The sequence below is a fragment of the Guptibacillus spartinae genome (assembly GCF_028610625.1).
Taxonomy (GTDB): Bacteria; Bacillota; Bacilli; order Bacillales; family Guptibacillaceae; genus Guptibacillus; species Guptibacillus spartinae.
The window spans coordinates 124,585-147,231 of sequence record NZ_JAQQWU010000009.1; the positions used below are offsets into that span (position 1 = coordinate 124,585).

26 protein-coding genes are annotated in these 22,647 nt (G+C 39.8%); 16 read left to right on the plus strand and 10 right to left on the minus strand.

Annotated elements, in window-relative coordinates; genetic code table 11:
• Positions 1–7: 7 nt before the first annotated feature.
• The 4 genes from liaF (at position 8) to PQ511_RS15775 (ending at position 3,492) form a co-directional block, all read left to right on the plus strand.
• Positions 8–733 (plus strand): cell wall-active antibiotics response protein LiaF, encoded by a 726-nt coding sequence (gene liaF / locus PQ511_RS15760; RefSeq protein ID WP_273852856.1) that lies wholly within the window; start codon positions 8–10, stop codon positions 731–733.
• A complete protein-coding gene (locus PQ511_RS15765; protein ID WP_273852857.1) occupies positions 730–1,758 on the plus strand; it encodes a sensor histidine kinase in 1,029 nt (342 codons plus the stop codon). The genes liaF and PQ511_RS15765 overlap by 4 nt, the downstream gene beginning before the upstream one ends.
• The gene (locus PQ511_RS15770; protein WP_273852858.1) at positions 1,755–2,387 is read left to right on the plus strand and encodes a response regulator; all 633 of its coding nucleotides are present in this window, start codon (positions 1,755–1,757) and stop codon (positions 2,385–2,387) included. Before PQ511_RS15765 ends, PQ511_RS15770 begins: the two co-directional genes overlap by 4 nt.
• Positions 2,388–2,643: 256 nt before the next feature.
• Positions 2,644–3,492, plus strand: a complete 849-nt coding sequence (locus PQ511_RS15775; protein WP_273852859.1) for a YitT family protein — start codon at positions 2,644–2,646, stop codon at positions 3,490–3,492.
• Between the two features lie 48 nt (positions 3,493–3,540).
• Here the strand turns inward: PQ511_RS15775 and PQ511_RS15780 are convergent, their stop codons facing one another.
• Positions 3,541–4,272, minus strand: coding sequence for a TspO/MBR family protein (locus PQ511_RS15780; RefSeq protein ID WP_273852860.1), 732 nt, complete (start codon positions 4,270–4,272; stop codon positions 3,541–3,543).
• 122 nt (positions 4,273–4,394) lie between these two features.
• Positions 4,395–5,426: an NADP-dependent oxidoreductase gene (locus PQ511_RS15785; RefSeq protein ID WP_273852861.1), complete on the minus strand. Its 1,032-nt coding sequence runs from the start codon at positions 5,424–5,426 to the stop codon at positions 4,395–4,397.
• Between the two features lie 236 nt (positions 5,427–5,662).
• Between PQ511_RS15785 and PQ511_RS15790 the strand changes: the two genes are divergently transcribed.
• Positions 5,663–6,379, plus strand: coding sequence for a YqjF family protein (locus PQ511_RS15790; RefSeq protein ID WP_273852862.1), 717 nt, complete (start codon positions 5,663–5,665; stop codon positions 6,377–6,379).
• A 17-nt stretch (positions 6,380–6,396) separates the two neighbouring features.
• On the opposite strand, the gene rarD is transcribed toward PQ511_RS15790, so the two are convergent.
• On the minus strand, positions 6,397–7,338 hold the full coding sequence (gene rarD / locus PQ511_RS15795; RefSeq protein WP_273852863.1) for an EamA family transporter RarD: 942 nt from the start codon (positions 7,336–7,338) through the stop codon (positions 6,397–6,399).
• 121 nt (positions 7,339–7,459) lie between these two features.
• Here rarD and PQ511_RS15800 point away from each other — a divergent pair, with 121 nt between their 5' ends.
• Entirely contained in the window at positions 7,460–8,158 is a 699-nt protein-coding gene (locus PQ511_RS15800; RefSeq protein WP_489753153.1) for a VCBS repeat-containing protein, read from the plus strand.
• Positions 8,159–8,208: 50 nt separating this feature from the next.
• Here the strand turns inward: PQ511_RS15800 and PQ511_RS15805 are convergent, their stop codons facing one another.
• Positions 8,209–8,334, minus strand: coding sequence for a DUF2639 domain-containing protein (locus PQ511_RS15805; protein WP_084006676.1), 126 nt, complete (start codon positions 8,332–8,334; stop codon positions 8,209–8,211).
• Positions 8,335–8,519: 185 nt separating this feature from the next.
• On the opposite strand from PQ511_RS15805, the gene PQ511_RS15810 reads away from it, so the two are divergent.
• The 3 genes from PQ511_RS15810 (at position 8,520) to PQ511_RS15820 (ending at position 10,767) form a co-directional block, all read left to right on the plus strand.
• On the plus strand, positions 8,520–8,888 hold the full coding sequence (locus PQ511_RS15810; protein ID WP_273852866.1) for a DnaJ family domain-containing protein: 369 nt from the start codon (positions 8,520–8,522) through the stop codon (positions 8,886–8,888).
• Between the two features lie 138 nt (positions 8,889–9,026).
• Positions 9,027–9,971, plus strand: a complete 945-nt coding sequence (locus PQ511_RS15815) for an ATP-binding cassette domain-containing protein (protein ID WP_273852867.1) — start codon at positions 9,027–9,029, stop codon at positions 9,969–9,971.
• A 4-nt stretch (positions 9,972–9,975) separates the two neighbouring features.
• Positions 9,976–10,767, plus strand: a complete 792-nt coding sequence (locus PQ511_RS15820) for an ABC transporter permease (RefSeq protein WP_273852869.1) — start codon at positions 9,976–9,978, stop codon at positions 10,765–10,767.
• A gap of 42 nt (positions 10,768–10,809) precedes the next feature.
• Here the strand turns inward: PQ511_RS15820 and PQ511_RS15825 are convergent, their stop codons facing one another.
• The gene (locus tag PQ511_RS15825; protein WP_273852870.1) at positions 10,810–11,571 is read right to left on the minus strand and encodes a class I SAM-dependent methyltransferase; all 762 of its coding nucleotides are present in this window, start codon (positions 11,569–11,571) and stop codon (positions 10,810–10,812) included.
• 170 nt (positions 11,572–11,741) lie between these two features.
• Between PQ511_RS15825 and PQ511_RS15830 the strand changes: the two genes are divergently transcribed.
• Positions 11,742–13,052 carry a lysine N(6)-hydroxylase/L-ornithine N(5)-oxygenase family protein gene (locus PQ511_RS15830; RefSeq protein WP_273852871.1) on the plus strand — a complete coding sequence of 437 codons (1,311 nt, stop codon included), beginning with the start codon at positions 11,742–11,744 and terminating at the stop codon, positions 13,050–13,052.
• 45 nt (positions 13,053–13,097) lie between these two features.
• Here PQ511_RS15830 and PQ511_RS15835 read toward each other — a convergent pair whose 3' ends face one another.
• From PQ511_RS15835 to ytvA, 4 genes are all read right to left on the minus strand, one after another.
• On the minus strand, positions 13,098–13,886 hold the full coding sequence (locus PQ511_RS15835; protein WP_273852873.1) for an STAS domain-containing protein: 789 nt from the start codon (positions 13,884–13,886) through the stop codon (positions 13,098–13,100).
• Positions 13,887–13,951: 65 nt separating this feature from the next.
• A complete protein-coding gene (locus tag PQ511_RS15840) occupies positions 13,952–14,224 on the minus strand; it encodes an acylphosphatase (protein ID WP_273852875.1) in 273 nt (90 codons plus the stop codon).
• A 25-nt stretch (positions 14,225–14,249) separates the two neighbouring features.
• Positions 14,250–15,014, minus strand: coding sequence for a YwaF family protein (locus PQ511_RS15845; RefSeq protein WP_273852876.1), 765 nt, complete (start codon positions 15,012–15,014; stop codon positions 14,250–14,252).
• Between the two features lie 102 nt (positions 15,015–15,116).
• Entirely contained in the window at positions 15,117–16,019 is a 903-nt protein-coding gene (gene ytvA, locus PQ511_RS15850) for a YtvA family blue-light photoreceptor (protein WP_273852878.1), read from the minus strand.
• Between the two features lie 145 nt (positions 16,020–16,164).
• Between ytvA and PQ511_RS15855 the strand changes: the two genes are divergently transcribed.
• The 6 genes from PQ511_RS15855 (at position 16,165) to PQ511_RS15880 (ending at position 20,525) form a co-directional block, all read left to right on the plus strand.
• Positions 16,165–17,379: an EAL domain-containing protein gene (locus tag PQ511_RS15855; RefSeq protein WP_273852880.1), complete on the plus strand. Its 1,215-nt coding sequence runs from the start codon at positions 16,165–16,167 to the stop codon at positions 17,377–17,379.
• Positions 17,380–17,465: 86 nt separating this feature from the next.
• Positions 17,466–17,867: a secondary thiamine-phosphate synthase enzyme YjbQ gene (locus PQ511_RS15860; RefSeq protein WP_273852881.1), complete on the plus strand. Its 402-nt coding sequence runs from the start codon at positions 17,466–17,468 to the stop codon at positions 17,865–17,867.
• Between the two features lie 2 nt (positions 17,868–17,869).
• Positions 17,870–18,340, plus strand: a complete 471-nt coding sequence (locus PQ511_RS15865; RefSeq protein ID WP_273852882.1) for a low molecular weight protein-tyrosine-phosphatase — start codon at positions 17,870–17,872, stop codon at positions 18,338–18,340.
• Complete coding sequence (locus tag PQ511_RS15870; protein ID WP_273852884.1) at positions 18,337–19,200, plus strand: fructosamine kinase family protein; 864 nt, start codon at positions 18,337–18,339, stop codon at positions 19,198–19,200. Before PQ511_RS15865 ends, PQ511_RS15870 begins: the two co-directional genes overlap by 4 nt.
• A gap of 69 nt (positions 19,201–19,269) precedes the next feature.
• Entirely contained in the window at positions 19,270–19,671 is a 402-nt protein-coding gene (locus tag PQ511_RS15875; RefSeq protein WP_273852885.1) for a YtxH domain-containing protein, read from the plus strand.
• A 29-nt stretch (positions 19,672–19,700) separates the two neighbouring features.
• Positions 19,701–20,525, plus strand: coding sequence for a YihY/virulence factor BrkB family protein (locus tag PQ511_RS15880; protein WP_273852886.1), 825 nt, complete (start codon positions 19,701–19,703; stop codon positions 20,523–20,525).
• Positions 20,526–20,644: 119 nt separating this feature from the next.
• Here the strand turns inward: PQ511_RS15880 and PQ511_RS15885 are convergent, their stop codons facing one another.
• Complete coding sequence (locus tag PQ511_RS15885) at positions 20,645–22,558, minus strand: heavy metal translocating P-type ATPase (protein ID WP_420541719.1); 1,914 nt, start codon at positions 22,556–22,558, stop codon at positions 20,645–20,647.
• Between the last annotated feature and the right edge of the window lie 89 nt (positions 22,559–22,647).

A 22,647-nucleotide genomic window follows, 5' to 3' on the forward strand; every position in this document is an offset into this window, starting at 1 on the left:
GACACCCATGTGGAGGAATTTAAATAGTGACACTATTAAAGGGCTTCTTATAATTGGAGTGATTCTAATATTACTAGAAGTTTCTTTAAATGGTGGCCTTCTATTCTTGTTAATCGTTTCTGGTGTATTGATTTACATGGGAAGAAAGCGTTTGCCACGAACTTCCGGAAAGGTGTTTTTGGGAGGCGGTATTTTCTTTTTCGTTACAACCATTATGAACATGGTGGTTGTTAAATTTTTCTTACTCGTATTGTTGGTATATCTTGGGTTTCAACTCTATCAGTCAAAACAAAAACCTAAGAAAATCCGTCCCGTTTTAGAAAGACCAGAGCAGGTGGAAGAAGGTCTGGTGCATCAGGAGACGATTTTTCAAAACAGATGGGTCGGAAAACAAAAAACACATGAACATGTGTACGAATGGAACGATGTAAACATCCAGGCTGGCTTTGGAGAAACAGTCATCGATTTAAGCTATACGGTCCTCCCGAAAGGCGAATCGATTATTATGATTCGTAACATCGTGGGTAAAATTCAAATTCTTGTTCCGTATGAGCTTGAGGTAAGCATTCAACATTCTTCTATGCTCGGATCTGCCATACTATTTCAGCATGAAGAGCCTGGCGTGTTCAATCAAGTCCTTTCTTACCAGACGAAAGGGTATGAGGAAGCTTCTCAGAAAGTGAAGCTGGTCACCTCTATGTTTGCTGGAGATCTAGAGGTGAAGCGCGTATGAGTGTGATACAGCGTCATATGTTCATTGGTGCGTTGCTTTCCCTTCTGCTCCTTTGTCTCTTCACGATGGCTTATTTGTCTGTGTATCCCATCGCTTCATTGTCTCTTTTGTTTGAAAAAGATTTAATGGATTTACCATTTGGGCTCATCGTTCCCATTATTTCTATTTTAGTTGGAGGTGCTGCAGGAGGGGTATCGGGGTTATATGTTAATAAAGAACTTCAGTACGTGGCGGATACACTTGAAGAACTAGATAAAGGCCGAACAATACATAATAATAACAGCACAAGTTTAAATGGTGTTTTTGAACAAATCAACAAGCTACAAAACAGAATGAATGAGCAGGTTAGATTAGCTCAAAAGTTAGCCAACGAAAAAGCCGAGGATCATGAAAAACGTGTTCAACAAGTTGTTTCAGAAGAACGGAATCGTCTTGCGAGAGAGTTGCATGACTCTGTTAGTCAACAGCTTTTCGCTGCTTCGATGCTCATGAGTGCAATTACCGAAACGCGAAATGAAACGGATCATCAAGAAACAAAGCACCTTAGAATGGTGGAGGAAACCATTCATCAATCTCAGCTGGAAATGCGCGCCCTTTTGCTTCATCTTAGACCAGCAGCTTTGAAAGATCGCACACTTGAAGAAGGGATAAAAGAACTTCTTAACGAATTGTCTCAAAAGGTTCCGATTGAAGTGAATTGGAAGCTTGAAACCCTTGAACTTGATAAAGGTGTAGAAGACCATCTTTTTCGAATATTACAAGAGTGCGTATCCAATACATTGAGACATGCGAAGGCAACAACATTGGAGGTCCTTCTGATACGTCGGGATGGCCGGACGATACTAAGGATTGTTGATGATGGTATTGGATTTAAGATGGATGAACAGAAAGCTGCCTCTTATGGACTTCAAAATATGAACGAAAGAGCACTGGAAATTGGTGGCGTTCTGAAGTTAGTTAGCTTGCCACAAAAGGGCACAAGACTAGAGGTGAGCGTACCGCATGTGGAAGGGGGAACGAAATGATTAACGTGTTGTTTGTTGACGATCATGAAATGGTACGAATTGGGGTATCATCTTATTTGTCAGCTCAAGCGGATATTACCGTTGTTGGAGAAGCAGACAATGGAAAGAAAGGGGTAGAATTGGCGCTTTCACTTCGTCCAGATATTATTCTGATGGATCTTGTGATGGAAGAGATGGATGGCATTGAAGCAACAAAACACATTATTGAACAGTGGCCAGAAGCAAAAATTATTATTGTCACAAGCTTTCTTGATGATGAAAAGGTGTATCCTGCACTCGAAGCTGGAGCCACTAGTTATATGCTGAAAACATCGAAAGCTGTGGAAATTGCAAATGCCGTTCGAAAAACGTTTCATGGAGAATCTGTCCTGGAACCTGAAGTCACCGGGAAGATGATGTCTCGCATGCGCAGTCAGGTTCAAACGCTACCTCATGAAGAGTTAACGGAGAGAGAAATGGAAATTCTCTTGTTAATGGCTCAAGGAAAAGCGAACCAAACGATCGCTGATGAATGCTTTATTGCTCTTAAAACAGTAAAAGTTCACGTTAGTAACATTCTTAGTAAACTTGAAGTCCAAGATCGAACCCAGGCAGTCATATATGCATTTAAACATCACCTTGTGAACTGATGATAGAAAAGCAAAAACGCCTTCTGTTTTTGCTTTTTTTGATGCATAAGAACGATGGATCAGCAACCGAAAATTAAGAATATTCTTGTATATAACTGTCGAATTAAGTAGATTTAATAGTAAAAAAGACCTGTTTATTGTTTGTAACCGTTTCAATTTAAAATCTTAGGTTTAGGTTGTTTACAAAGCTCGAAATCCCTATTATAATCCCGATTGTGCTTACGAAACGAAAACAAAACAACGGGAGGGATAATAGATGCTTCATCACATCAAAACTTATCTGCTAATTACTTTGGGTGCGCTCGGTGTTGCTACCCACGTTCATTTCTTCCTATCTCCTAATAGTCTCGCAACAGGGGGAGTCAGTGGTTTGTCGATTCTGATGAACCATCTAGTCCCAAACCTGTCAGTCGGAATGTTTATGATTATCTTGAACGCAGTTCTTTTGTTAGTTGGAATTCTTTTTCTCGGTCCTAAATTCGGTGTTAAAACCATTTATGCTAGCTTTGCATTATCGCTTGCTGTATGGGCATTTGAACGCTTTATTCCAGTAACAGAGCCATTCAGCCAGGATATTTTAATTCAATTAATTATTGGGCAGTGTATCGCTGCAGCTGGTATGGGACTTGTCTTTCATCAGAAAGCATCAACTGGCGGTACTGATATCATCGCGATGATTTTAAATAAATATTTCTCAATGGATGTCGGAAAAGCTGTTCTTATCTCAGATATCTCAATTGCCTTATTCTCAGTCGTACTTTTCGGACCTGAGATCGGTATGTATGCAATCTTTGGCGTCATTTTGAATGGATTAGTCATTGATTATACGCTTCAAAGCTTCGAGGCGAAGAAAGAGATTGTGATCATTAGTAAAGAAAGCGAAGAAATTCGTTCCTTTATTGTCGAAGTGATTGGGAAAGGCGCAACCATTCACACTGCAAGAGGCGCGTTTACTTCAGACGAAAAAGAAGTTATTACAACGATTCTTGGTAGAAAAGATCTTCTAAAACTTAAAAAGCATGTTGGCGTAGTTGATCAAAAAGCCTTTATTACAGTTCACAGTATGAAGGAAATTCTTGGTCAGGACTTTAAATCACTTGCTTAATAACAGAAAAAGCCTCGTTTCCATTTAATTTGGAAGCGAGGCTTTTATTTATTGTTTCTTAGCATTAAAAGCATAAAGGATTGTAACGATAAAGATCAGGGCAGCAAGCACGTAAGATGAAAAAACAACCAGTGGGACGTCAGCATTTTGATTTTTTACTCCGATTCCAATAAAGGCCCATACAAAAACGAGAGGATAAACCCAATCATTTTCTTTCTTTAAGAAAGTAAGAGCTAAAATGGTTGCAATTAGTAATAATATGAACGTCCATATTGAATCAGATAGGCCAAATCCATCCCAGTCGATGTAGGTTAGATAATAACTAATATTGGCGATTGTCGCTACGCTAATCCAACCAAGATAAACGGAAAAAGGAAGTAAATCAAAGAAGGATGCGTCAGCTGCCTTTGCTTTCGTGTATAGTCTAATGAGTGTAAGTAGTAGTAGAAGCATCACAATAACTGATAGGCCGAAGAATTCATAATGCCATAAAAAAATCCAAAGACTGTTTAAGATGGAGCTTAAAACAAACAGTCCGCTCGTTTCCTGATAAATTGGCAGATCGCGACGGCTTTTTGGAAATTGGCGAATAACCCAAATGCCTAATAAAAGATAAATCAGCCCCCAAATACTAAACACATAACCCGCAGGTGTGAACAATACATTGAGTCTGTTTGAAATTTCTCCAGTCGTTTGTCCATTTAGTGGTAATGCATTAGCTAGCCCATTTACCGTTACGACGACAATGAATGCAATAAGATTAAGAAGAAATCTGCCCATAGGAACCTCCTTGTTAAAGTCTATAGTACATACTATTCCTTCTTCATCTTAAAGATAACCGTCTTTTTATGTGCATGAGCACATATAAAAACCTGCTCCGTGTAAGGAGCAGGTGAGTGTGTTTAACGATTTGGAAGAGTAGCATACTCTGGATCTGCCACTTTTACAAGTTGTTTACCAAGATTTTTCCCTTCAAAGAGACCAAAGAACGCGTTAGGAACGTTTTCGAATCCTTCTACAATGGTTTCTTCGTATTTTAACTTGCCTTCTTGTAGCCATTTACCAAGTTGTTCGGCACCTTCATTAAAACGATCCGAATAGTCGCCCACAGTAAAACCTTTCATAAGAGAACTTGTTTGAATAAGTTTACCTTGGACGCGTGGACCAAGATCCGCTTCTTTCTTATTGTAAGAAGAGATGGCGCCACATACAGGGACACGTGCAAATTTATTGAGTAAGCTAATAGCCGCATCACCAATTTCGCCACCAACATTCTCGTAATAAACGTCAATGCCGTCTGGGCACGCATCTTTTAGTGCTTGATAGACGTCTTGTGTTTTGTAATTGATTCCTTCATCGAAGCCAAGTTCGTTTTTAATGTAATCAATTTTATCATCTGAACCAGCAATACCTACTACACGGCAACCTTTAATTTTAGCGATTTGTCCAACGACCGAACCTACTGCTCCAGCAGCACCTGATACAACAACTGTTTCGCCTTCTTTAGGTTGACCGATGTCTAAAAGACCAAAGTAAGCCGTTTGACCAGGCATGCCAAGAATTCCTAGGTGCGTTGTGATCGGTGCTACGTTTGGATCAATTTTGCGAAGATGCTTCTCGTTGACAACGGAGTATTCTTCCCAGTTGAGATGACCAATCACAATATCACCTTGAGTAAAATGAGAAGATTTAGACTCTGCAACTTCAGCTACAACTCCACCATTTAATGGTTCATTAATTTGAAATGGAGCTACGTATGATTTTGCATCTCTCATGCGACCTCTCATGTAGGGGTCTACTGTTAGGTAAAGTGCACGGAGAAGAACTTCTCCATCTTTAGGAGATGGAATATCCGCTTCAACAATGTTGAAGTGTTCCATTGAAGGCATGCCTTCTGGGCGTTTTGCTAGATGAATTTGTCTTTGTTTACTCATTCATAATCCCTCCATTAAATGATTGATGCTTCATTCATTTCTTATCTAAGCTATTCCACCTAAACGGTACCATAAAACATTACAGTTTATCAAAGCATTCGCCCTCTAGAGACTATTATTTGGTCATTCCCCATGAAGTATGAGTGATATTTTCAGAACAACACATTCAATTGTATCTTTATTTTGAAAAGAATCATCGCAATTGGTTATGATAAAAGTGAGAGGAGGGGAGCCATTTGAATCAAAAGAAAAGCGGATGGATGATGAAACAAACCTGGGAGGACCTCTTATTTTTGCACTGGTCCGTTGATTGCTCGTGGCTTCAATCGATGCTCCCACCTCAATTAGAAGTTGATACATTTGATGGTAAAGCATGGATTGGAATTGTTCCATTTGAAATGACGCATATTCGATTTAGAGGGTTGCCTCCCGTTCCATTTGCTTCAAGCCTACTTGAGTTAAATGTTCGTACTTATGTGAAGTACGGTGAGAAGCGCGGTGTTTATTTCTTTAGTCTTGATGCCAGTCATATGGCGGGGGTTAGTATAGCTAGGAATCTTTTTCATCTTCCATACTTTCGCGCTAAAATGGGCAAAAAGAAAGACGGAAACCAAATTAGCTTCTGGTCCTCACGAACGCATAAGGATACAAATAAAGCGGACTATCATATTATATATGAACCGGTAGGGGAAGCCTACGAAACGATAGAAGGCAATCTTGATTACTGGCTGACAGAAAGAGACCGACTATTTATTGTACGTAACCACCACGTCTATCAGGGAAAAATCAAGCATCATAAGTGGCCACTTCAAAAAGTAGATGTTGCCGTACTTCGTGATACGCTCTCTCAGCCCTATCATTACCATGAGGCATTTATTACTCACTTTTCTAGATCTGTGACAACTTATTTATGGCCGTTTGAAAAGCTAACAAAAACACCAGGCTCCGCTTAGAGTAGCCTGGTGTTTTGTTATGATTCGAATGAATGTTTTCTTTGAAAGTAGCGAGGTTCAATCCTGCGAAATAATTTTGTGCGAGCAAAAGTGAAAAGAACAAGCGCTGCCCAGATTAATGTGAAGCTAACGAGGTGTACAGAGGTGAACGACTCTCCATACAAAAAGACACCTTGTATGAGCATTAAGGTAGGTGCGATGTACTGCAAAAAGCCAATCATCGAAAGAGAGATGCGGTTAGCTCCGCTTGCAAACAGTAGCAGTGGGACAGCCGTTACAATTCCTGCTCCCAGCAATAGGCTGAAAGTAACTGGATTCTGAATATATAAAGCGTCAGCCACGCTAGAACGTACTGTAAACAAGTAAATGAATGCAAACGGCGTGATGAGCAGCGTTTCAATCGTTAATCCAGTTAGAGCACCGAGTCTCGCTTTCTTCTTCAATAAGCCATATAAACCAAAGCTCATTGCAAGAATAAGAGAAACCCACGGTATTTCTCCAAAACGAAAAACAAGATTTAGTACGCCAATTGTCGCAAGCAAGAAAGAAATCAGTTGCCAGAATGACAGTCTTTCTTTTAAAAATAGGATTCCAAGAAGAACACTAATGAGTGGGTTAATGTAGTAGCCGAGACTTGTTTGAATCACATGATCATGATTAACTGCCCAAATAAATGCATACCAATTAATAGTGATAAATAAGGAAGCAAAGGCAATGGCTGCAAGTTTCTTAGGCTGACGGACGATTGTGTTCAGTTCAATTTTAAAGGAAGACATTTTCCTCATTACAGCTAAAACGATCATCATAAAAACAAACGACCAAATGATACGGTGAGCAAGTACTTCTTCAGATGGAACACTTCCGACAAGCTTCCAATATAGCGGGAGAATGCCCCATAAGAAGTAAGCGCCGGCACCAGAAAGTATGCCAATTGTTTGTTCATTATCTAAGTTTTTCATAAGTACATCCTCTTTTCCCTCATGTTACTCTTACCAGTTTAGCTTCCTTTCCAAATCATTACAACGATAAAGAGTTCAGGGTACAACATACATTGTAGAAGAGGGGGAGGATGAAAAGGTGATGAGGATTGAGCGAATTTTACTAGACCAACAAATTGGAGACGTAACGGGTAATGGGCTTCCGGATCTTGTTCGTCTTACTGGTACGAAACCATATGGACCCGACACGCCGTTTGTCGATAACGTGATCTTAACGATTCAGAATGATGGTTCAGGGATAGATGTTTCTTTCGCACTGCCTGGGAGTAGCGGCTATCATCCTACTCTCTATTTGGGGGATTTTACAGGAAATAAGGTAAAGGAAATATTAGTGCGTACAGATTCAGGAGGAAGTGGAGGAATCACATATGACTTCCTATATTCTTTTCTCAATCAAACTTTAAGATTACTTTTCAATCAACAAAGCTTTTTTGAAGCTTTTACGTATGAAGTAAATTATTTGGATTACTATCAAGCGAAGGTGGAAAATAAAACATTAAACCAGAGTTATGTTCTCAATTTGCTTTATAAAGGAAGAGAATACCTGGCTGAAATCTATAAGGAGAATGGTCAATTAAAAGCACCGATAGCAGGTGACGTGTTACCACCAGGAGGCGTCTATCCAATTGACTTGCAGCGCGACGGTATTGATGAATTATTAGTCTATCAAAGAGTGATTGGGAGGTATAATGCAGATGGTCTCGGCTTTCTTTCAACACCGCTTCAGTGGAAGGAAAACCAGTTCGTTCCGATGTATCAAACGTTATGTATCTTTGGGTAGGTAGTATGTAAAAAGGGGAATGGTTTCCCCTTTTTTAATGAATGTTTGATTTATTGTTTTTCAAGAAGAGCTGCAAGTACGTGTTTCTTAAATTTCTCTGTCTTGCGTCCTTCAATGTAACGTACATCATGTTTTTTAAGCTGTTCAACGTACCAGCCTTTGCTTGCGTAATGCATCGAACCATCCTTTCTCTAGTGAAAATTCTATAAGGAGTATTCTATAAACCTTAACCGTGAACCATGTTAACATCCATTGGATTTATTGAAAAGGGTAAAACAGTCATTTTTTTAATAGAATTCCTTCTTCTTATTCATGACAAAATAGAAAGCGAAATAGATAATAGAAGAAAGGAGGGATACGTATGGATTTTGCCTGGCTTGTCGCAGAAGATAAAATTAAAACAGCATTGAAAAATGGTGATTTTGACAATCTGCCTGGTAAGGGAAAACCGCAAAAAATTGAGGATTTATCGACGATTCCAGAGGATCTAAGAATTGCGTACAAAGTTATGAAGAATAGCGGCTATCTTCCTGAAGAACCTGAATTGAAAAGTGAGATTCAATCTTTAGAAGAGCTCCTAGCTTTATGTGAAGATGAAGCAGACAGGAAGGGGTTAAAAAAACGTCTTTCGGAGAAACAGATTCGATATAATCAACTTACCAATGATCGACGTACAAATTATCCTTCAGAGTATCAGCATAAAGTGAATAAGAAATTTTCTGAATCTTAACATACCCCTTCATTTAGTTTGAGGGGTTCTTTTTTTTACACATTCGCTTAAAGGAGAAGGTTCCTTTTAAGCGAATGTATGTATAACAGTATGGAAGAGTGAAACTCATAGACGCACTGAAAAAGAGGGGGAGCACGAATGGATGGTTCAATTTCAGTTCATGAGTTAGTAAAGACGTATAAGGGAGACGTGAAGGCTGTACAGGGCGTCAGTTTTGAAGTGGGCGAGGGAGAGTTTTTTGCTTTTCTCGGTCCGAACGGGGCAGGTAAATCGACCACTGTTCAAATTCTAACAACACTCGTCAAACCAACAACAGGCACGATTCGGATTGGCGGTGTAGACGTTGGAAAAGAACCAGAACGCGTCCGCTGGAATATCGGAGTAGCTTTACAGGAAACGGGAATTGACCCGGTTCTCACAGGAAGAGAATTAATTGAAATGCAGGCAAGGTTATTTGGCTTCAGTAAAAAAGAGGCGAAAACAAGGGCCGATGAGTTACTTACTCTAGTTGATTTAAATGATGCGGCTGATCGCCCATGCGGAAAATATTCTGGAGGAATGAGGAGAAGGCTGGATCTCGCCTTAACGCTTGTTCATAAACCAAAAATCCTTTTTCTTGATGAACCAACAACTGGACTCGATCCTTCTAACCGACAAGCGATTTGGAAAGAAATTAAACGGCTAAATCGAGAGGAAGGAACAACAATCTTTCTTACTACCCAATACCTTGAAGAAGCTGATCAACTAGCAGATCGCATCAGTATTATTAATCAAGGTAAGATTGTAGCCTCTGGAAGTGCTGAAGAACTAAAAAGGACACTTGGATTTGATGCGATTCAACTCGTTTTTGAATTGGATGAAGAAGCAGAGCGAGCAAGTCAAATTCTAACAGGTCTCGGTGAAAACATTGAACGTTCAAAAGATGAGGTAACCTTGTATACGGAGAATGGTACGCAACTCCTTTCAGAACTTGTACGAAAACTTGATGAAAACAACCTTTCACCTAAAACACTTAATGTAAAACCTCCTTCTTTGGATGATGTATTTATTAATGTGACCAACGAGCAAAAGGAAAGGGCGTGAGGGCATGAGTGAACAAAGAAAGGGCTCTTTCTTAGTTGATACACTCGTTTTTACGAAAAGAAGTATCATCACAATTATCCGAAACCCATTGATTTTTATCCCAAATTTAATTATTAGTCTTTTCTTTTTGTTTGTTTATGAAGGCGGTTTAAGCGGGATCTCAGAGCTTCCGGCATTTGAAGGGGCAAACTACCTTGCGTTTATTTTACCAGTATCAATCGTTTCAGCAGCGATTGGAGGCGCGGGTGGTGCAGGGCAGGCACTTGTGAAGGATTTAGAAAACGGGTATTTCTCACGTCTCCTTCTTACCCCTTCTTCAAGACTTGCGATTGTTCTCGGGCCAATCATTGCAGGAATGCTACAGCTGCTTATTCAAACAGTGTTAATTCTAGTTGTTGCTTATTTTCTTGGTTTAGAAGTGGCTGCTGGATTTGGGGGAGTAATCGTTGTTTTATTGTTGACGCTCGGTTGGGGGCTTGCATTTGCAGGGTATTCAGTTGGTGTTGCGCTGAGAACAAAAAATGCGCAGTCTGCACAGGCTGGCACCTTCGTGTTCTTCCCACTCATTTTTTTAAGTACAACTTTTGTCCCTTACGAATTGATTGAAGCGGGGTGGTTAAAAGTAGCTGCAACGATCAATCCAACGACCTACTTATTTGAAGCGATGCGCTCGGTATTTATTGATGGGTGGGAAGCTTGGCCACTTGTTAGGGGATTTTTAGTCATTGCGTTGCTTTGTGCGATAACGATTAGCTTCTCAGCAATCAGTGCTTCAAAAGCTGTAAGTGCTGATTAAGGAAAGAGTGGGTGGCGCCACTCTTTCTTTGTGTCGGTTTTCCTAATCGGCTTTCGTAGCGTGAATAAGAAACCGGTGGGATGGGATATCGATATAACCATTCTTCTCTATTGTCTTGTGAAGACGATAGAGGGCAGTGTGATAGAGGTTAGGTGAAAAATCAGGAATCTGCCACGGAATCGCTTTCAAATAATAAATAATTGCACCAATGTCATAAAACCTTGTCGATGGGAATGCTTCTTTTGCTTCAACAATCCTAAAGCCTGCTGTTTCAAGTTCTAGAACGGCATACTTTAAATTCCAATGGTCATATTCAGATTTCAAAGGAGCATCTAGTATGCGATTTAGTTCTTTCATATCCTCGCCTCCAACTTGCTGTGTAATGAAAGATCCGTTTGAGGTAAGAATACGATTAACCTCTGTTGGTGAGTAGGAATCATGTTTATTTATTACAAATTGGAATTCTTCTTTTTTAAACGGAAGGGCGTGATCGTCTTCAAATCCTTTAACGGTTACTCCCTGGGGCTCAAGACGCGCTTTTGCAATGGGAAGGTTAGGTAGATAGCCTTCTGTAGCTGCTAGCTTCTTCGGAAATGGCTTTAGTGTTTCAAGAAATTCTCCCCCGCCAGTTCCCATATCTAGAACGCTTTCGCTTGAACGAAATTGTCTAAGCACTAAGGAAGTATATGACCAAGGAAGCGGAGCAACATTCATTCGTTCAGTGACTGTAATATAAGAAAAGTCCCATCCTGAAAAGGGTTTATCAACATCTGCTAGGTAGAATTCAAATGCGGAATCTGTCATTAGGAAAATCCCCTCCTGTTAGTTATTACCATTATAGCAGGAGAATGATAAGAGAATCTGCCCTTTAAGATTTAAAAATGAAAGAAATAGGGTAAAACAAGATATGCGAATATTCGACCGAGAAAGCAAATCAATTGAATCTGTAATGTAGATTAAAGGACGTGGAAATAGTGGATACAACAAAACGATATGATTTAGTAGGAATTGGGATTGGTCCATTTAACTTAGGGATGGCAGCCTTAGCAGAAGATTCAGAAGTAGACGCCGTTTATTTTGATCAAAAAGAAGAATTTAATTGGCATCCAGGTATGTTGATCGACGGAGCGGACCTTCAAGTGCCGTTTCTAGCTGACCTTGTCACAATTGCAGATCCTAAAAGCCCATATACATTTATTAATTATTTACATGAGCATGATCGTCTTTACCAATTTTATTTTTTTAATAAATTAGATATCCCGAGAAAAGAATATAATGCCTATACGCGCTGGGTAGCCTCTAAATTATCAAATTGTTTCTTCGGTAAAAAAGTCACCGATGTAAATTATGTTAAAGAAAAAGAATGCTATGACGTTACCATTGAGGAAGTAAAAACGGGAAGCACAGATGTTATTCAAGCGAATCACGTTGTACTTGGTACGGGAAGCGTGCCCAATATTCCGGAAGGTTTCGAAGCTTATCCGGTAGAAGACGTTCTTCATACGAATCATTACCTCTTCCATGAGAAAGAGTTAAAAAAATCAACATCTATTACTGTTGTAGGATCGGGACAAAGTGCTGCAGAAGTATTTTATGATCTTCTTCACGATCAAGAGCGATATGGTTACAGGATAAATTGGCTAACGCGTTCTGCCGGTTTCTTTCAACTAGAATCAGCGAAATTAGGTCAGGAAGTATTCTCTCCTGATTATGTTAGTTACTTTCATGGTCTTTCGTTTGACGAACGTACAGATGCTCTTTCAACTCTTGGTACATTGCGAAAAGGAATCGATCCGTCTACGTTAAAAAACATTTATCATCTTCTTTATCACCGCTCTTCTGAGCAGCGGCTAGATCTCATGATTCAACCTTTAACAGAAGTAAATGGCGTGAAAAAGATCGACGAGCACTATGAGTTAAACTGCAGGCAGTGGCAAGAGGATCACGAGTTCCAGGTAAATACAGAAAAAATGGTTCTTGCTACTGGATATAAGCCTCATTTTCCTGAATGGTTTAAACGAATCGAAAACGAAATTGAGTGGGAAGATGAAAAGCGATTCAAGGTGGAACGAGATCAGCAGCTTGTTTTTAAAGATGGACGAAAAAACCACATTTTTTCATTAACGAATCTGGATCATTCACATGGAACAGGCGCAACAAATCTTGCCCTTTCTGTCGAAAGAAATAAACGAGTGTTAAATGCTATAGCAGGAAAAACCCTTTTTAAGGTGAACACCAATACGGTCTTTCAACAATTTTCTAGTAAGAAAGGTAACGCCAAATAAGGAGAAAAGTAGCAAAAAAAGAAGCTGAACGATTCAGCTTCTTTTTTATTTTCTTTCATAAACGAGCGAGTAACCTTCAAGAGTGACAACATGGTTAATGCCCTGACGAAATGTTGCGAAAGTTGGAATGGTTGGATCTAAGTCAAGGTTCATTAGCCACTGCACCACTTGCTTTGTAATGCCTACATAAACGACGAAAACCCCCATCAAAGTAAGCGATTTGGTCATCGTTTCACACAATACTTGTGCTGAGCTATTATCGAGTTCAGACAACCCGGAGAAGTCCAGTAATACATAGTCTGTATTGTTCGTTACACAGTAGGTTAAGGTGCTTTGAACGAGTCTTTCTGTTCGTTCTTCATTCATTGTGCCGATCAGGGGGATAAGGATAGCATTATCAATCACCGTTGGAATAATGACAGTAGACAATTCATGGACAAGCTTTTTATTTTCCTGAAGCTCTTTTTGTTTTTCCGTAACATCACGCCAGACAAGCAAATAGCCTACCTTTTCTCCTGCATCATCTTTATATTCGGATATCACAATACTAGCCGCAAAACGGTCGAATAAAGTAATGGTACTTTCAAATGGAAGAAGATGTTGCAAAATATTTCTTTGGTGTGAAGGATTTTGATGAAATTCATCAATGCTTTTTCCAATCAGATCTAACGGCTGATGAATAGGCAAATAAGAAATGATTGAGTTTAATAAAATTTCGGCCTGGTCATTAAACCACACGACTCTTAAATCTAAATCGCATACAAATATATTATCTCCTAAACTGTTAAGCGCCATAGCTGTTTCACGATGTGAAAAAAAAGTTGTTTCGACCAACTCATTACCTCCGTAGTTCAACTAACGTTTCCTTTTATTATAGTGGAAAAAGGTTAGGATGCCTATTAATATCGAATGGAAAAGGAGCGCTCGTGATCATGAACTTGTTTCTCGTGCGCCTGAACTTCATCAACGGTTGAAAAGGGACTCCCTTTTTGTAAGGCAGATTGGAATTTTATAAGGGTGTTTTCCTCTCCCTGTGCCTCAATTTCCACAGAGTTATCCATTTGGTTCATCACGTATCCCGTTAGTCCATATTGGGCTGCTTTTTGCTGTGTGAAAGCTCGAAATCCAACTCCCTGCACTTTTCCTTTCACGATAAACTGATATCGTTTCATTTTAAGTCATCCTTTCCGTAAAGTCTTATAACGTTCTTTTCCTAATTTCTCTGTTCTTAAACGGAGGAGAATGGTGAAAATGCTTGAGTAGAATAGGGAAAGGAAGGTAGAGAATGTGAAAAACAAGAATTGTCATTACTTCAAGTGAAAGTAAGTAGAATGGCCAGGGACCAAGATAAGAGATGAGCGTTTGACTGGCTGGTTCTTTCATTAGGAACATATAGTTGGAGCCTAATGTAAGGTTAAGCGGAAATAGTAAAAGAACATATAGGTTTAATCCGGCAAATGACATCCATAATGACCGATAAGAAGGGTGAATTTTTTCAACGGTAATCATAAACCAAGTGGCAAGAACGATTCCACCATGAGCAATAAAGAAATGAAAGAAACGAAAGTGCGGAAAGTCATATGGACCTAGATCTGGAGTAATCATAGCAAGTAAGGCACTAGCGGAACCAGCAAAATAAGTGATTGGAAGTAGTGTTTTACTTTTGGTCAGAACGAGTGCAATAGCTAGAAACAGAGATAGACTACTAAGCTGTAGTGGCAAAGTGGTTGTGATGCTCCACTTCTTATAGTAGGCAAACCAGGCATGAAAACTTATCTCTGATAGAAGTAAGAGAAAAGCAATCATTAGTCGAATAACAAGGTTGGGAAGTTTGTTTCTTAAGGTTTTTCTAGAAAGAAACATTCCAATTAGACAACTTCCTATTATAAAGAGTGCCATAAGATGTGAATAAGAAAACAGAGTAAAAGAACTCTCGGTATACCATGAAAAATATCTCCCCATTGTGAACACCTCTATTTTTGAAAAAGGAAGATTTAGCTTTCTATATTATAATGAAATAAGCTATCGAGGCCATTATCGACAGCTTATTAATCATCGTCAGTCTTATTCGCTTGCACTTGAATCATCGATGTTTTTTAAGGCAAGTTTAACAGATGGAAAGCTTTTCACAGATGATAAAGAAAAATCTGCTTGAATTCCTTCTAGTACAAAATCGGGGCGTACGCCTGTTATGCGCAATTCAGCACCCATTAATTTAATGAGTTGATGTAGCTGATAAACTCCTTTGTGAAGTTCAGAAGTGAAATGACTAACCCCGGATAGATCGAGGATAAGGAATTCATCTCCGCTTTTTTGAATATGAGAACTTACATGATGCAGAAGAAGCTCAATTCGTTCTTCATCAATTTGTCCGACGAGCGGGACGATGGAAATATTTCGATCAATCGGTACAATCGGCGTGGATAATCGCTTGACTTCATCGAGATAGTGATCCGACCGTTCTTCCGCTTCTTTTCTTTTGGTTATATCTTGTTGTACACCGACAAAGTATGTTTGATTCTCACTTTCAATGTGTACGGGGTAGATTTGAAGTTCGTTCCAAAAATATTGGCCGTTTTTTTTATAGTTTTTAATTTCAATTTTAATTTTGTTCTTGTTCGTAATCGCTTCTCGTAACTCAGCGATTGTCTCTTGACTCGTATCTTCTCCCTGCAAAAATCGGCAATTAAAACCTAGGATATCTTCTGTTGAATACCCAGTTAATTTCTCAAAACCTTCATTCGCATACACAATTGGATTGTCTGGCAACTCCGGATCTGTGATAACAACTCCAGTATCCACGTATTCAATTGCCGTTCTGACAAATTCATTTTTTTTCATACGCTTAAATTGTTCTTTATTCACTTTCATGAAAAACAGCTCCATACCATTATCTTTCTCAATTTCATCATCACCTTTTACATTGGATAGTACTTCTAGTATAAAACGCTCATGTAGAAAATCCAATAAAAACCCATCTCTCACATGTATGGCAAGAGTGATGAGGAGATTTTTCTGAAAAATGAACAAAAGAGGTTTCGGGAATAAGGGGGAATCTGATATACATGGTATAATAAAAGCATTTATTGTGATCGAATGGGAGGGCCTAGTTATGGATGCACTTGATGTAATGGGAAAGAAGGATGAAATATTCCCTTACTTCCAGCCGATTGTTAGCGCTGATAAGCAGCAAATTATTGGATATGAAGTTCTTGGGAGAATTAAAACTGAAGAAGGAATAAGGAGCCTCGGCTTTTTCTTTCGCGATCAATCAATACCTGAAGAGTACATATTGGAAATTGATTCACATATTCGGAATTGTGCCATTGATATCTTTTTGGAGCGCGAAACGAGTCAGTGCCTGTTTTTTAATGCTAGCGCAAGACACTTACTGTTTGACCATGGTGAAACGTTGACGCATTCTCTAGAAGAATATTTTAATAAAGGCATTGCTTATGACCAAATTGTGATTGAAGTATCGGATTATGATATGGGGGATGATGAGCTCCAGAAGTTGCAACATATTCTCACCTACTACAAAAGCCTCGGAGTTCAGGTTGCCGTGAGTCATACCGGTAACTCGATGAGCAATATTGAAAAAATCGCCATCCTGAATCCGAACATCATCAAGGTAGGATTAGTGAACTTAAAAGATAAAGGGATGCCACCTGAGTATCGCGAAGTACTCTATGCTTTGTCAATGCTAGGAAGAAAGATAGGTTCAACATTATTGTTTGAAGGTATTGAGGGAATTGGCCAATTAAAGTACGCGTGGGAGAATGGAGGAAGGTATTACCAGGGGTATTATCTGGGTAAGCCTGCGGCAGAATTTCTTGATGTGAATAGGTATAGAGAACTTCTAACTAAAGAATTTCAACATTTCATTACTCATGAAAGAAAACGCCTTCTTTCACTTTACGAACTTTCGCAAAATTTCAACCGTCATTTACAGCAGCAGATCAAGCGATATAAGCAAAATGATTGGAATACGATTGTGAGCGAAGCTGCTCACTCTTTAGGAAATGCGTGCTTTAGAGGATATATTTGTGATGAAGATGGTCACCAAGTTTCAGCTAACTATTATCGAAATGGCGATGGAAATTGGGAGTTTCAACCTGAATACGAAGGGGACAATTGGAGTTGGCGACCCTATTTTCTTGAAAACATTGTAAGGATGAAACATGACCAGGTAGGAATCCTTTCTGATCTTTATAGCGATATCGAAACAAATGAACTCATACGCACGTATTCTTATCCTATTAATGAATCTTACTACTTGTTTCTCGACATTCCTTATCTTTATCTCTATGAAAGAGATGATTATTGATGTTCCACGTGGTTATTCCGTTTGAAACTAGAATGAAATGCCGCGATGAAGGGTAGAAGTAAAAGAGTAATAAGAGGAGGGATAGGATGCTTAAACGAATTTCTGTGAAAACAAGTAAGCGAGATGAAATGATCGATATTACGAGGGAAATAAAAGTGGCCATTCACGAAGCGAAAATTGAGCAGGGAGTTGTAATGGTTTATTCTGCTCATACAACTGCTGGGATTACAATCAATGAAAACGCGGATCCTGATGTCAAACACGATATGCTAATGAGGTTGGATGAAGTCTATCCGTGGGAGCATCCGAAGTACCGTCATGCTGAAGGGAATTCTGCTTCTCATTTGAAGACAAGTACAGTTGGAGCTTCCCAAATAATCATTATTGAAGAGGGAGATTTGGTTCTTGGCACGTGGCAGGGAATTTATTTCTGTGAATTTGATGGGCCACGGAACCGTACAGTTTACATTAAAACGATGGAGGGATAATCATGATCCGAGTTCTATTCGTATGTCTGGGGAATATTTGCCGTTCACCGATGGCAGAAGCTGTTCTCCGGTCGAAAGTAGCGAAAGCTGGATTAGATGATCAGATCGAAATTGACTCTGCTGGTACGGGCGATTGGCACGTTGGTGAGCCTCCACACGAAGGCACAGCGGAGATTTTGTCGAAACAAAATATCTCAACAGAAGGTATGAAAGCCCGGCAAGTAAAGGAAGCTGATCTGTTGCACTATCACTATGTCGTGGCCATGGATGCTGGAAATCTTGGAGAACTTCATGAAATGGCAGGAGTCAAACCCACTACCTCACTGTCGAGGTTAATGGATTATGTGAGTGAAAGTGAAATAGAGGACGTTCCAGATCCTTACTTTGATGGTAACTTTAAAGAAGTTTATGAAATGGTAGAAGTCGGTTGCGAGCGATTGTTGGAACATATAAGAAATGAAGAAGGCATATGAAAAACATCGAGGAAGCAATTAGAAAAGCGGGTGACTTCACCACGATCGTGAAGGTAAAACGCGTATCAGGTGGATCAATAAATGACGCTTTCTATGTTCAAACACAAGAGCGAGAGTACTTTGCCAAAAGTAATCCTTCAGCACCAGCAGATTTTTTTCGTGCTGAGAAAGAAGGCTTAGAGCTGCTTTCGAGTCATAAAATATCGGTTCCTAAACCACTCTTGTTGCTCCCAAAAGGGGAAAGTGACATGGTTTTCCTTATGGAGTGGATACGGTCTTCCCCCTCAAGTAAGGAGGGGGATCGAGCACTCGGTAGTCTAGTTGCTAGGATGCATCGGAACAAGGTTCAGTTCGCTGGTTTAGAACAAGATAATTATATTGGCGAATTAGATCAAAAGAATCAACCCTCCACTGACTGGGTATCTTTTTTTAGAGACCAGCGACTTGGAACCATGCAGGAGCTTGCTCGAAATAAGAGAAAGCTTTCTGTCGAGCGTGACCACCGCTTAACCGCTCTGCGAGAACGTCTCGATACGATCATTGGGCATCACCCGGATTTTTCCCTCTTGCATGGTGATCTTTGGGGAGGTAATTGGCTGATGGATGATAAAGGAGAGCCTTATCTCATTGATCCTGCCGTTTATTATGGAGACCGAGAAATCGATATTGCATTTACATATCTATTTGGGGGGTACTCGAAGGAATTTTATCAGCAATATCAAGCTGACTTACCGTTAGAGAAGGAATTCAAGGATCGAATTCCCATCTATCAATTGTATTATTTACTTGTTCATCTGATCCTATTTGGGGAAAGCTATGGAAGCGCAGTGGATCGTATTCTGCAAAAGTATACGGTTTAACTGCGGTGGTTTCGGAGTGAACGATTAAGGGAAATAAAGCTCATCTTAATCTAACGAGGAGGAATTGAAATGAGTCAGACATATTCAGGCGGTAGTCAAAATAAACTGTTTAAGGCAGTCCTTATTGGTGGACTGGCCGGTGCTCTTATTTCACTTCTAGATCGAGGCACACGAGAATCTATTCAGAATGGTTCGAAAAAAGCTGGTAGTATTTTGCGAGATGTTAAAAATAATCCATCTTATTATACGGATAAATGGAAGCAAACCGTGGATGATGCTAGCGAGCTTATGAAGGAAGTGCAGGATGATATTTCCACATTGTCAGAGAAATTTAACGGACTGAAAGAAAGTTCAGTGGAAGCATTTAACCTTGTGAAAGAAACGCAACACGATCTTAAAGAAATAGGCTCAAGAGTGGTTGAAGCTGGTGAAGAGCTCACTAGTAACAACGGCGATAAATTAACACATTAATCGAGCGTACAGCGTCAGGAGGGTAAAGAGTGGATGCATCGTTAGGACAATTTTCAAAACAGCTTATTTCAAGAATAAAAGAACATCAGGTGACTGATTTATCAGCACAACTTGCTTATTATTTCTTGTTATCGCTGTTTCCTTTTCTAATATTCGCTATTACTCTCCTGACTCACTTTGATTTCTCGCAGGATCAAATACTTGATTTAATCGCTCAATATGCACCATCAGAATCATTTGTTACAATTCAAGAAAACATTATACTGGAAGATGGCGCGCGTAAAGGGCTCTTATCATTCGGGGTTATTGCGACCATCTGGTCTGCTTCCAATGCGATTAATGCTATTATTAAATCCCTAAACCGGGCTTATAATGTGCAAGAAAGTCGACATTTTTTACTAGCAAGAGGATTATCGGTTCTTTTGTCATTAGCGATGATCTTTGTTATTGTTGTGGCGTTAGTATTACCTGTCTTCGGTGAAGCGCTTTGGCGCTTTTTTGTGACAATTTTTGAGTTACCTGAGTCGTTAGGCTTCATGTTTGGAATCATCCGGTGGATTTTGAGCCTGTCTATTATGATTGTGGTGTTCATGTTTATTTATTACTACGCACCAAATAAGCGATTATATTATAAAGACGTGCTACTTGGGTCTATATTTGCTTCAGTATTATGGCAGCTTGTGTCTCTCGCTTTCTCCTATTACATCAATAATTTCAGTAACTACTCTGCAACGTATGGAAGCCTTGGAGGGGTAATCGCACTGATGCTCTGGTTTTACCTTACTGGGCTAATCATTATTATTGGTGGGGAAGTGAATGCCACCTCAAATTATTTTAGAAAAAAAGCCCAATAGCGTTAGCTGCAAGGAGCTAATTCTATCAGGCTTTTTTGTTTTGATTTTAAGCAAAGCTGAAAGGCGAGTGTCGAATGAGAAAAAAATCGAGAAATCAACAATATAAGCTAACATAGCCTTTATTTTAATAAACGGAGTCCGTTTAAGATGACGAGAATGGTACTTCCCTCATGCCCGAGTACCCCTAAAGGAAGGGTTAAGAACTGAAAAAAGTTAGAAGCGATCAGAATAAGAATAACGGAAATGGAGAAAATTACATTTTGCTTAACGATTTTGTTTAACCGGTTAGAAAGGTTTACAGCTCGAGTCAGTTTGCCGAGGTCGTTTTTCATAAGAACCACATCTGCTGTTTCAAGTGCAACATCAGTTCCCTGACCCATTGCAATTCCAACATCCGAAACGGCGAGCGCTGGTGCATCATTGATCCCGTCCCCAATCATGCCGACCGTTTGATATTTCTTTTTTAGTTCTTTCAATCGTTTTACTTTATCTTCTGGAAGACAATTAGCATAATAAGAACTTATTCCGACTTCTTCAGCAATAGCTTTTGCTGTTTGTTCGCTGTCCCCAGTCAACATAATTGGTTCAATTCCTCGCCTTTTTAGTGCTTTCACCATCGTTGCTGATTCACTGCGAACTTTATCTTTTAAAGCAATCATTCCAGCGATTCCGTGGTTGTCTGCAGCAAGTACGATGGTTTTACCACTTGATTGCAGGTGACGATAGTTTTCTTCGAATAAATCAAACCCCTCGTCTTCAGAAAAGAACGCTAATTTACCGACCTTCCAGCTCGTTCCCTCAATGGAAGCTTTTATCCCCCATCCAGAATGGTCCATCATATCTTCAGGCTCTAGAAAAGTGACGTCGCCTGCGTGATCAACAATGGCCTTGGCAAGTGGATGTGTTGATTGTCGCTCAATGGAAGCGACGATGTTAATAAAGGTTTCCTCGCTCATATCTGCTCGAGTATCAACATCCGTTACGACTGGCGAACCCTCGGTTAGTGTTCCCGTCTTATCTAGCGCAACTGCTTTCATTGAACCAAGCTGTTCAAGATGCACGCCACCCTTAAAGAGAATGCCATTCCGTGCACCTGCGGAAATAGCAGAGAGTGTGGCTGGCATAATCGAAGCTACTAAAGCACATGGAGAAGCTACAACGAGAAAGACCATGGCACGATAGATTGTCTCCTCCCATGTCCAACCAAATAGAAAATGGGGGAGGACCATAAGAAGCGCGCCAACTACTAAAACAATCTTTACGTACCAACCTTCTAATTTTTCAATAAAGAGCTGGGACGGTGCTTTTTGATCTTGTGCTTCTTGTACAAGTGAAATTATTTTCTGAAACACTGTGTCTTCGCTACGTTTCGTCATTTTAATTGTTAAATGTCCCGAAATATTTAACGTTCCAGCAAACACCTCTTCGTCAATCCGTTTAATAACAGGGATAGATTCACCTGTAATAGCTGATTGATCAAGCGACGTTTGCCCTTTCGTAATGACGCCATCAACAGGTACGCGCTCTCCTGGTTTAATTAAAATAACATCACCAATGGAAAGAGAAGCGGCCGGAACAACCCGTTCTTCTCCATTTGAAAAGATCGTTGCCGTTTCTGGTTGTATTTCCATAAGGGACTCAAGTTCACGTTCACTTTTATTGAGTGTGTAAGTTTCGAGTGCTCCGCTTAGTGCGAAAATAAAGATTAGAATGGCGCCCTCTGTCCAGTAACCTATACTCCCTGCCCCAATGGCTGCAATAATCATAAGAAGCTCGACATTCACATCTTTTTCGGCAATAGAATCCTCGATTCCTTCTTTCGCTTTGGCGAAGCCTCCGATAACAAATGCGATGATATATAGCATTGATTCAATAGTAGAAGAATAGGTGCCCTCTGTGATCCAAGTGAATGCAATAATGAGTCCACTGAACAGGGCAGCTCCGAGTTCCGCATGTTTTTTTATCGCATGCCACCAAAAAGAGGTGTGTGAGGGAAAGGTATTTGAGTTTAAATTTACTTGTTCCATTATCATTCCTCCCTTTTCTAATTGAGAATAATAGTCATCATCATTCCCCTTAAAAACGTGCAATGCTGCGACCAATTGAAGGTCACAGCAATATA

Bases quoted from the DNA above. Each gene is read 5' to 3' on its own strand.
- PQ511_RS15885 (WP_420541719.1), bottom strand. From the start codon at position 22,558: ATGATAATGGAACAAGTAAATTTAAACTCAAATACCTTTCCCTCACAC.
- PQ511_RS15785 (WP_273852861.1), bottom strand. From the start codon at position 5,426: ATGAGTAAACAAAGACAAATTCATCTAGCAAAACGCCCAGAAGGCATG.
- PQ511_RS15845 (WP_273852876.1), bottom strand. From the start codon at position 15,014: ATGGGGAGATATTTTTCATGGTATACCGAGAGTTCTTTTACTCTGTTT.
- PQ511_RS15810 (WP_273852866.1), top strand. From the start codon at position 8,520: ATGGATTTTGCCTGGCTTGTCGCAGAAGATAAAATTAAAACAGCATTG.
- PQ511_RS15815 (WP_273852867.1), top strand. From the start codon at position 9,027: ATGGATGGTTCAATTTCAGTTCATGAGTTAGTAAAGACGTATAAGGGA.
- PQ511_RS15775 (WP_273852859.1), top strand. From the start codon at position 2,644: ATGCTTCATCACATCAAAACTTATCTGCTAATTACTTTGGGTGCGCTC.
- rarD (WP_273852863.1), bottom strand. From the start codon at position 7,338: ATGAAAAACTTAGATAATGAACAAACAATTGGCATACTTTCTGGTGCC.
- PQ511_RS15875 (WP_273852885.1), top strand. From the start codon at position 19,270: ATGAGTCAGACATATTCAGGCGGTAGTCAAAATAAACTGTTTAAGGCA.
- PQ511_RS15780 (WP_273852860.1), bottom strand. From the start codon at position 4,272: ATGGGCAGATTTCTTCTTAATCTTATTGCATTCATTGTCGTCGTAACG.
- PQ511_RS15805 (WP_084006676.1), bottom strand. From the start codon at position 8,334: ATGCATTACGCAAGCAAAGGCTGGTACGTTGAACAGCTTAAAAAACAT.
- PQ511_RS15860 (WP_273852881.1), top strand. From the start codon at position 17,466: ATGCTTAAACGAATTTCTGTGAAAACAAGTAAGCGAGATGAAATGATC.
- PQ511_RS15825 (WP_273852870.1), bottom strand. From the start codon at position 11,571: ATGACAGATTCCGCATTTGAATTCTACCTAGCAGATGTTGATAAACCC.
- PQ511_RS15855 (WP_273852880.1), top strand. From the start codon at position 16,165: ATGGATGCACTTGATGTAATGGGAAAGAAGGATGAAATATTCCCTTAC.
- PQ511_RS15800 (WP_489753153.1), top strand. From the start codon at position 7,460: ATGAGGATTGAGCGAATTTTACTAGACCAACAAATTGGAGACGTAACG.
- PQ511_RS15870 (WP_273852884.1), top strand. From the start codon at position 18,337: ATGAAAAACATCGAGGAAGCAATTAGAAAAGCGGGTGACTTCACCACG.
- PQ511_RS15840 (WP_273852875.1), bottom strand. From the start codon at position 14,224: ATGAAACGATATCAGTTTATCGTGAAAGGAAAAGTGCAGGGAGTTGGA.
- PQ511_RS15765 (WP_273852857.1), top strand. From the start codon at position 730: ATGAGTGTGATACAGCGTCATATGTTCATTGGTGCGTTGCTTTCCCTT.
- liaF (WP_273852856.1), top strand. From the start codon at position 8: ATGTGGAGGAATTTAAATAGTGACACTATTAAAGGGCTTCTTATAATT.
- PQ511_RS15865 (WP_273852882.1), top strand. From the start codon at position 17,870: ATGATCCGAGTTCTATTCGTATGTCTGGGGAATATTTGCCGTTCACCG.
- PQ511_RS15820 (WP_273852869.1), top strand. From the start codon at position 9,976: ATGAGTGAACAAAGAAAGGGCTCTTTCTTAGTTGATACACTCGTTTTT.
- PQ511_RS15770 (WP_273852858.1), top strand. From the start codon at position 1,755: ATGATTAACGTGTTGTTTGTTGACGATCATGAAATGGTACGAATTGGG.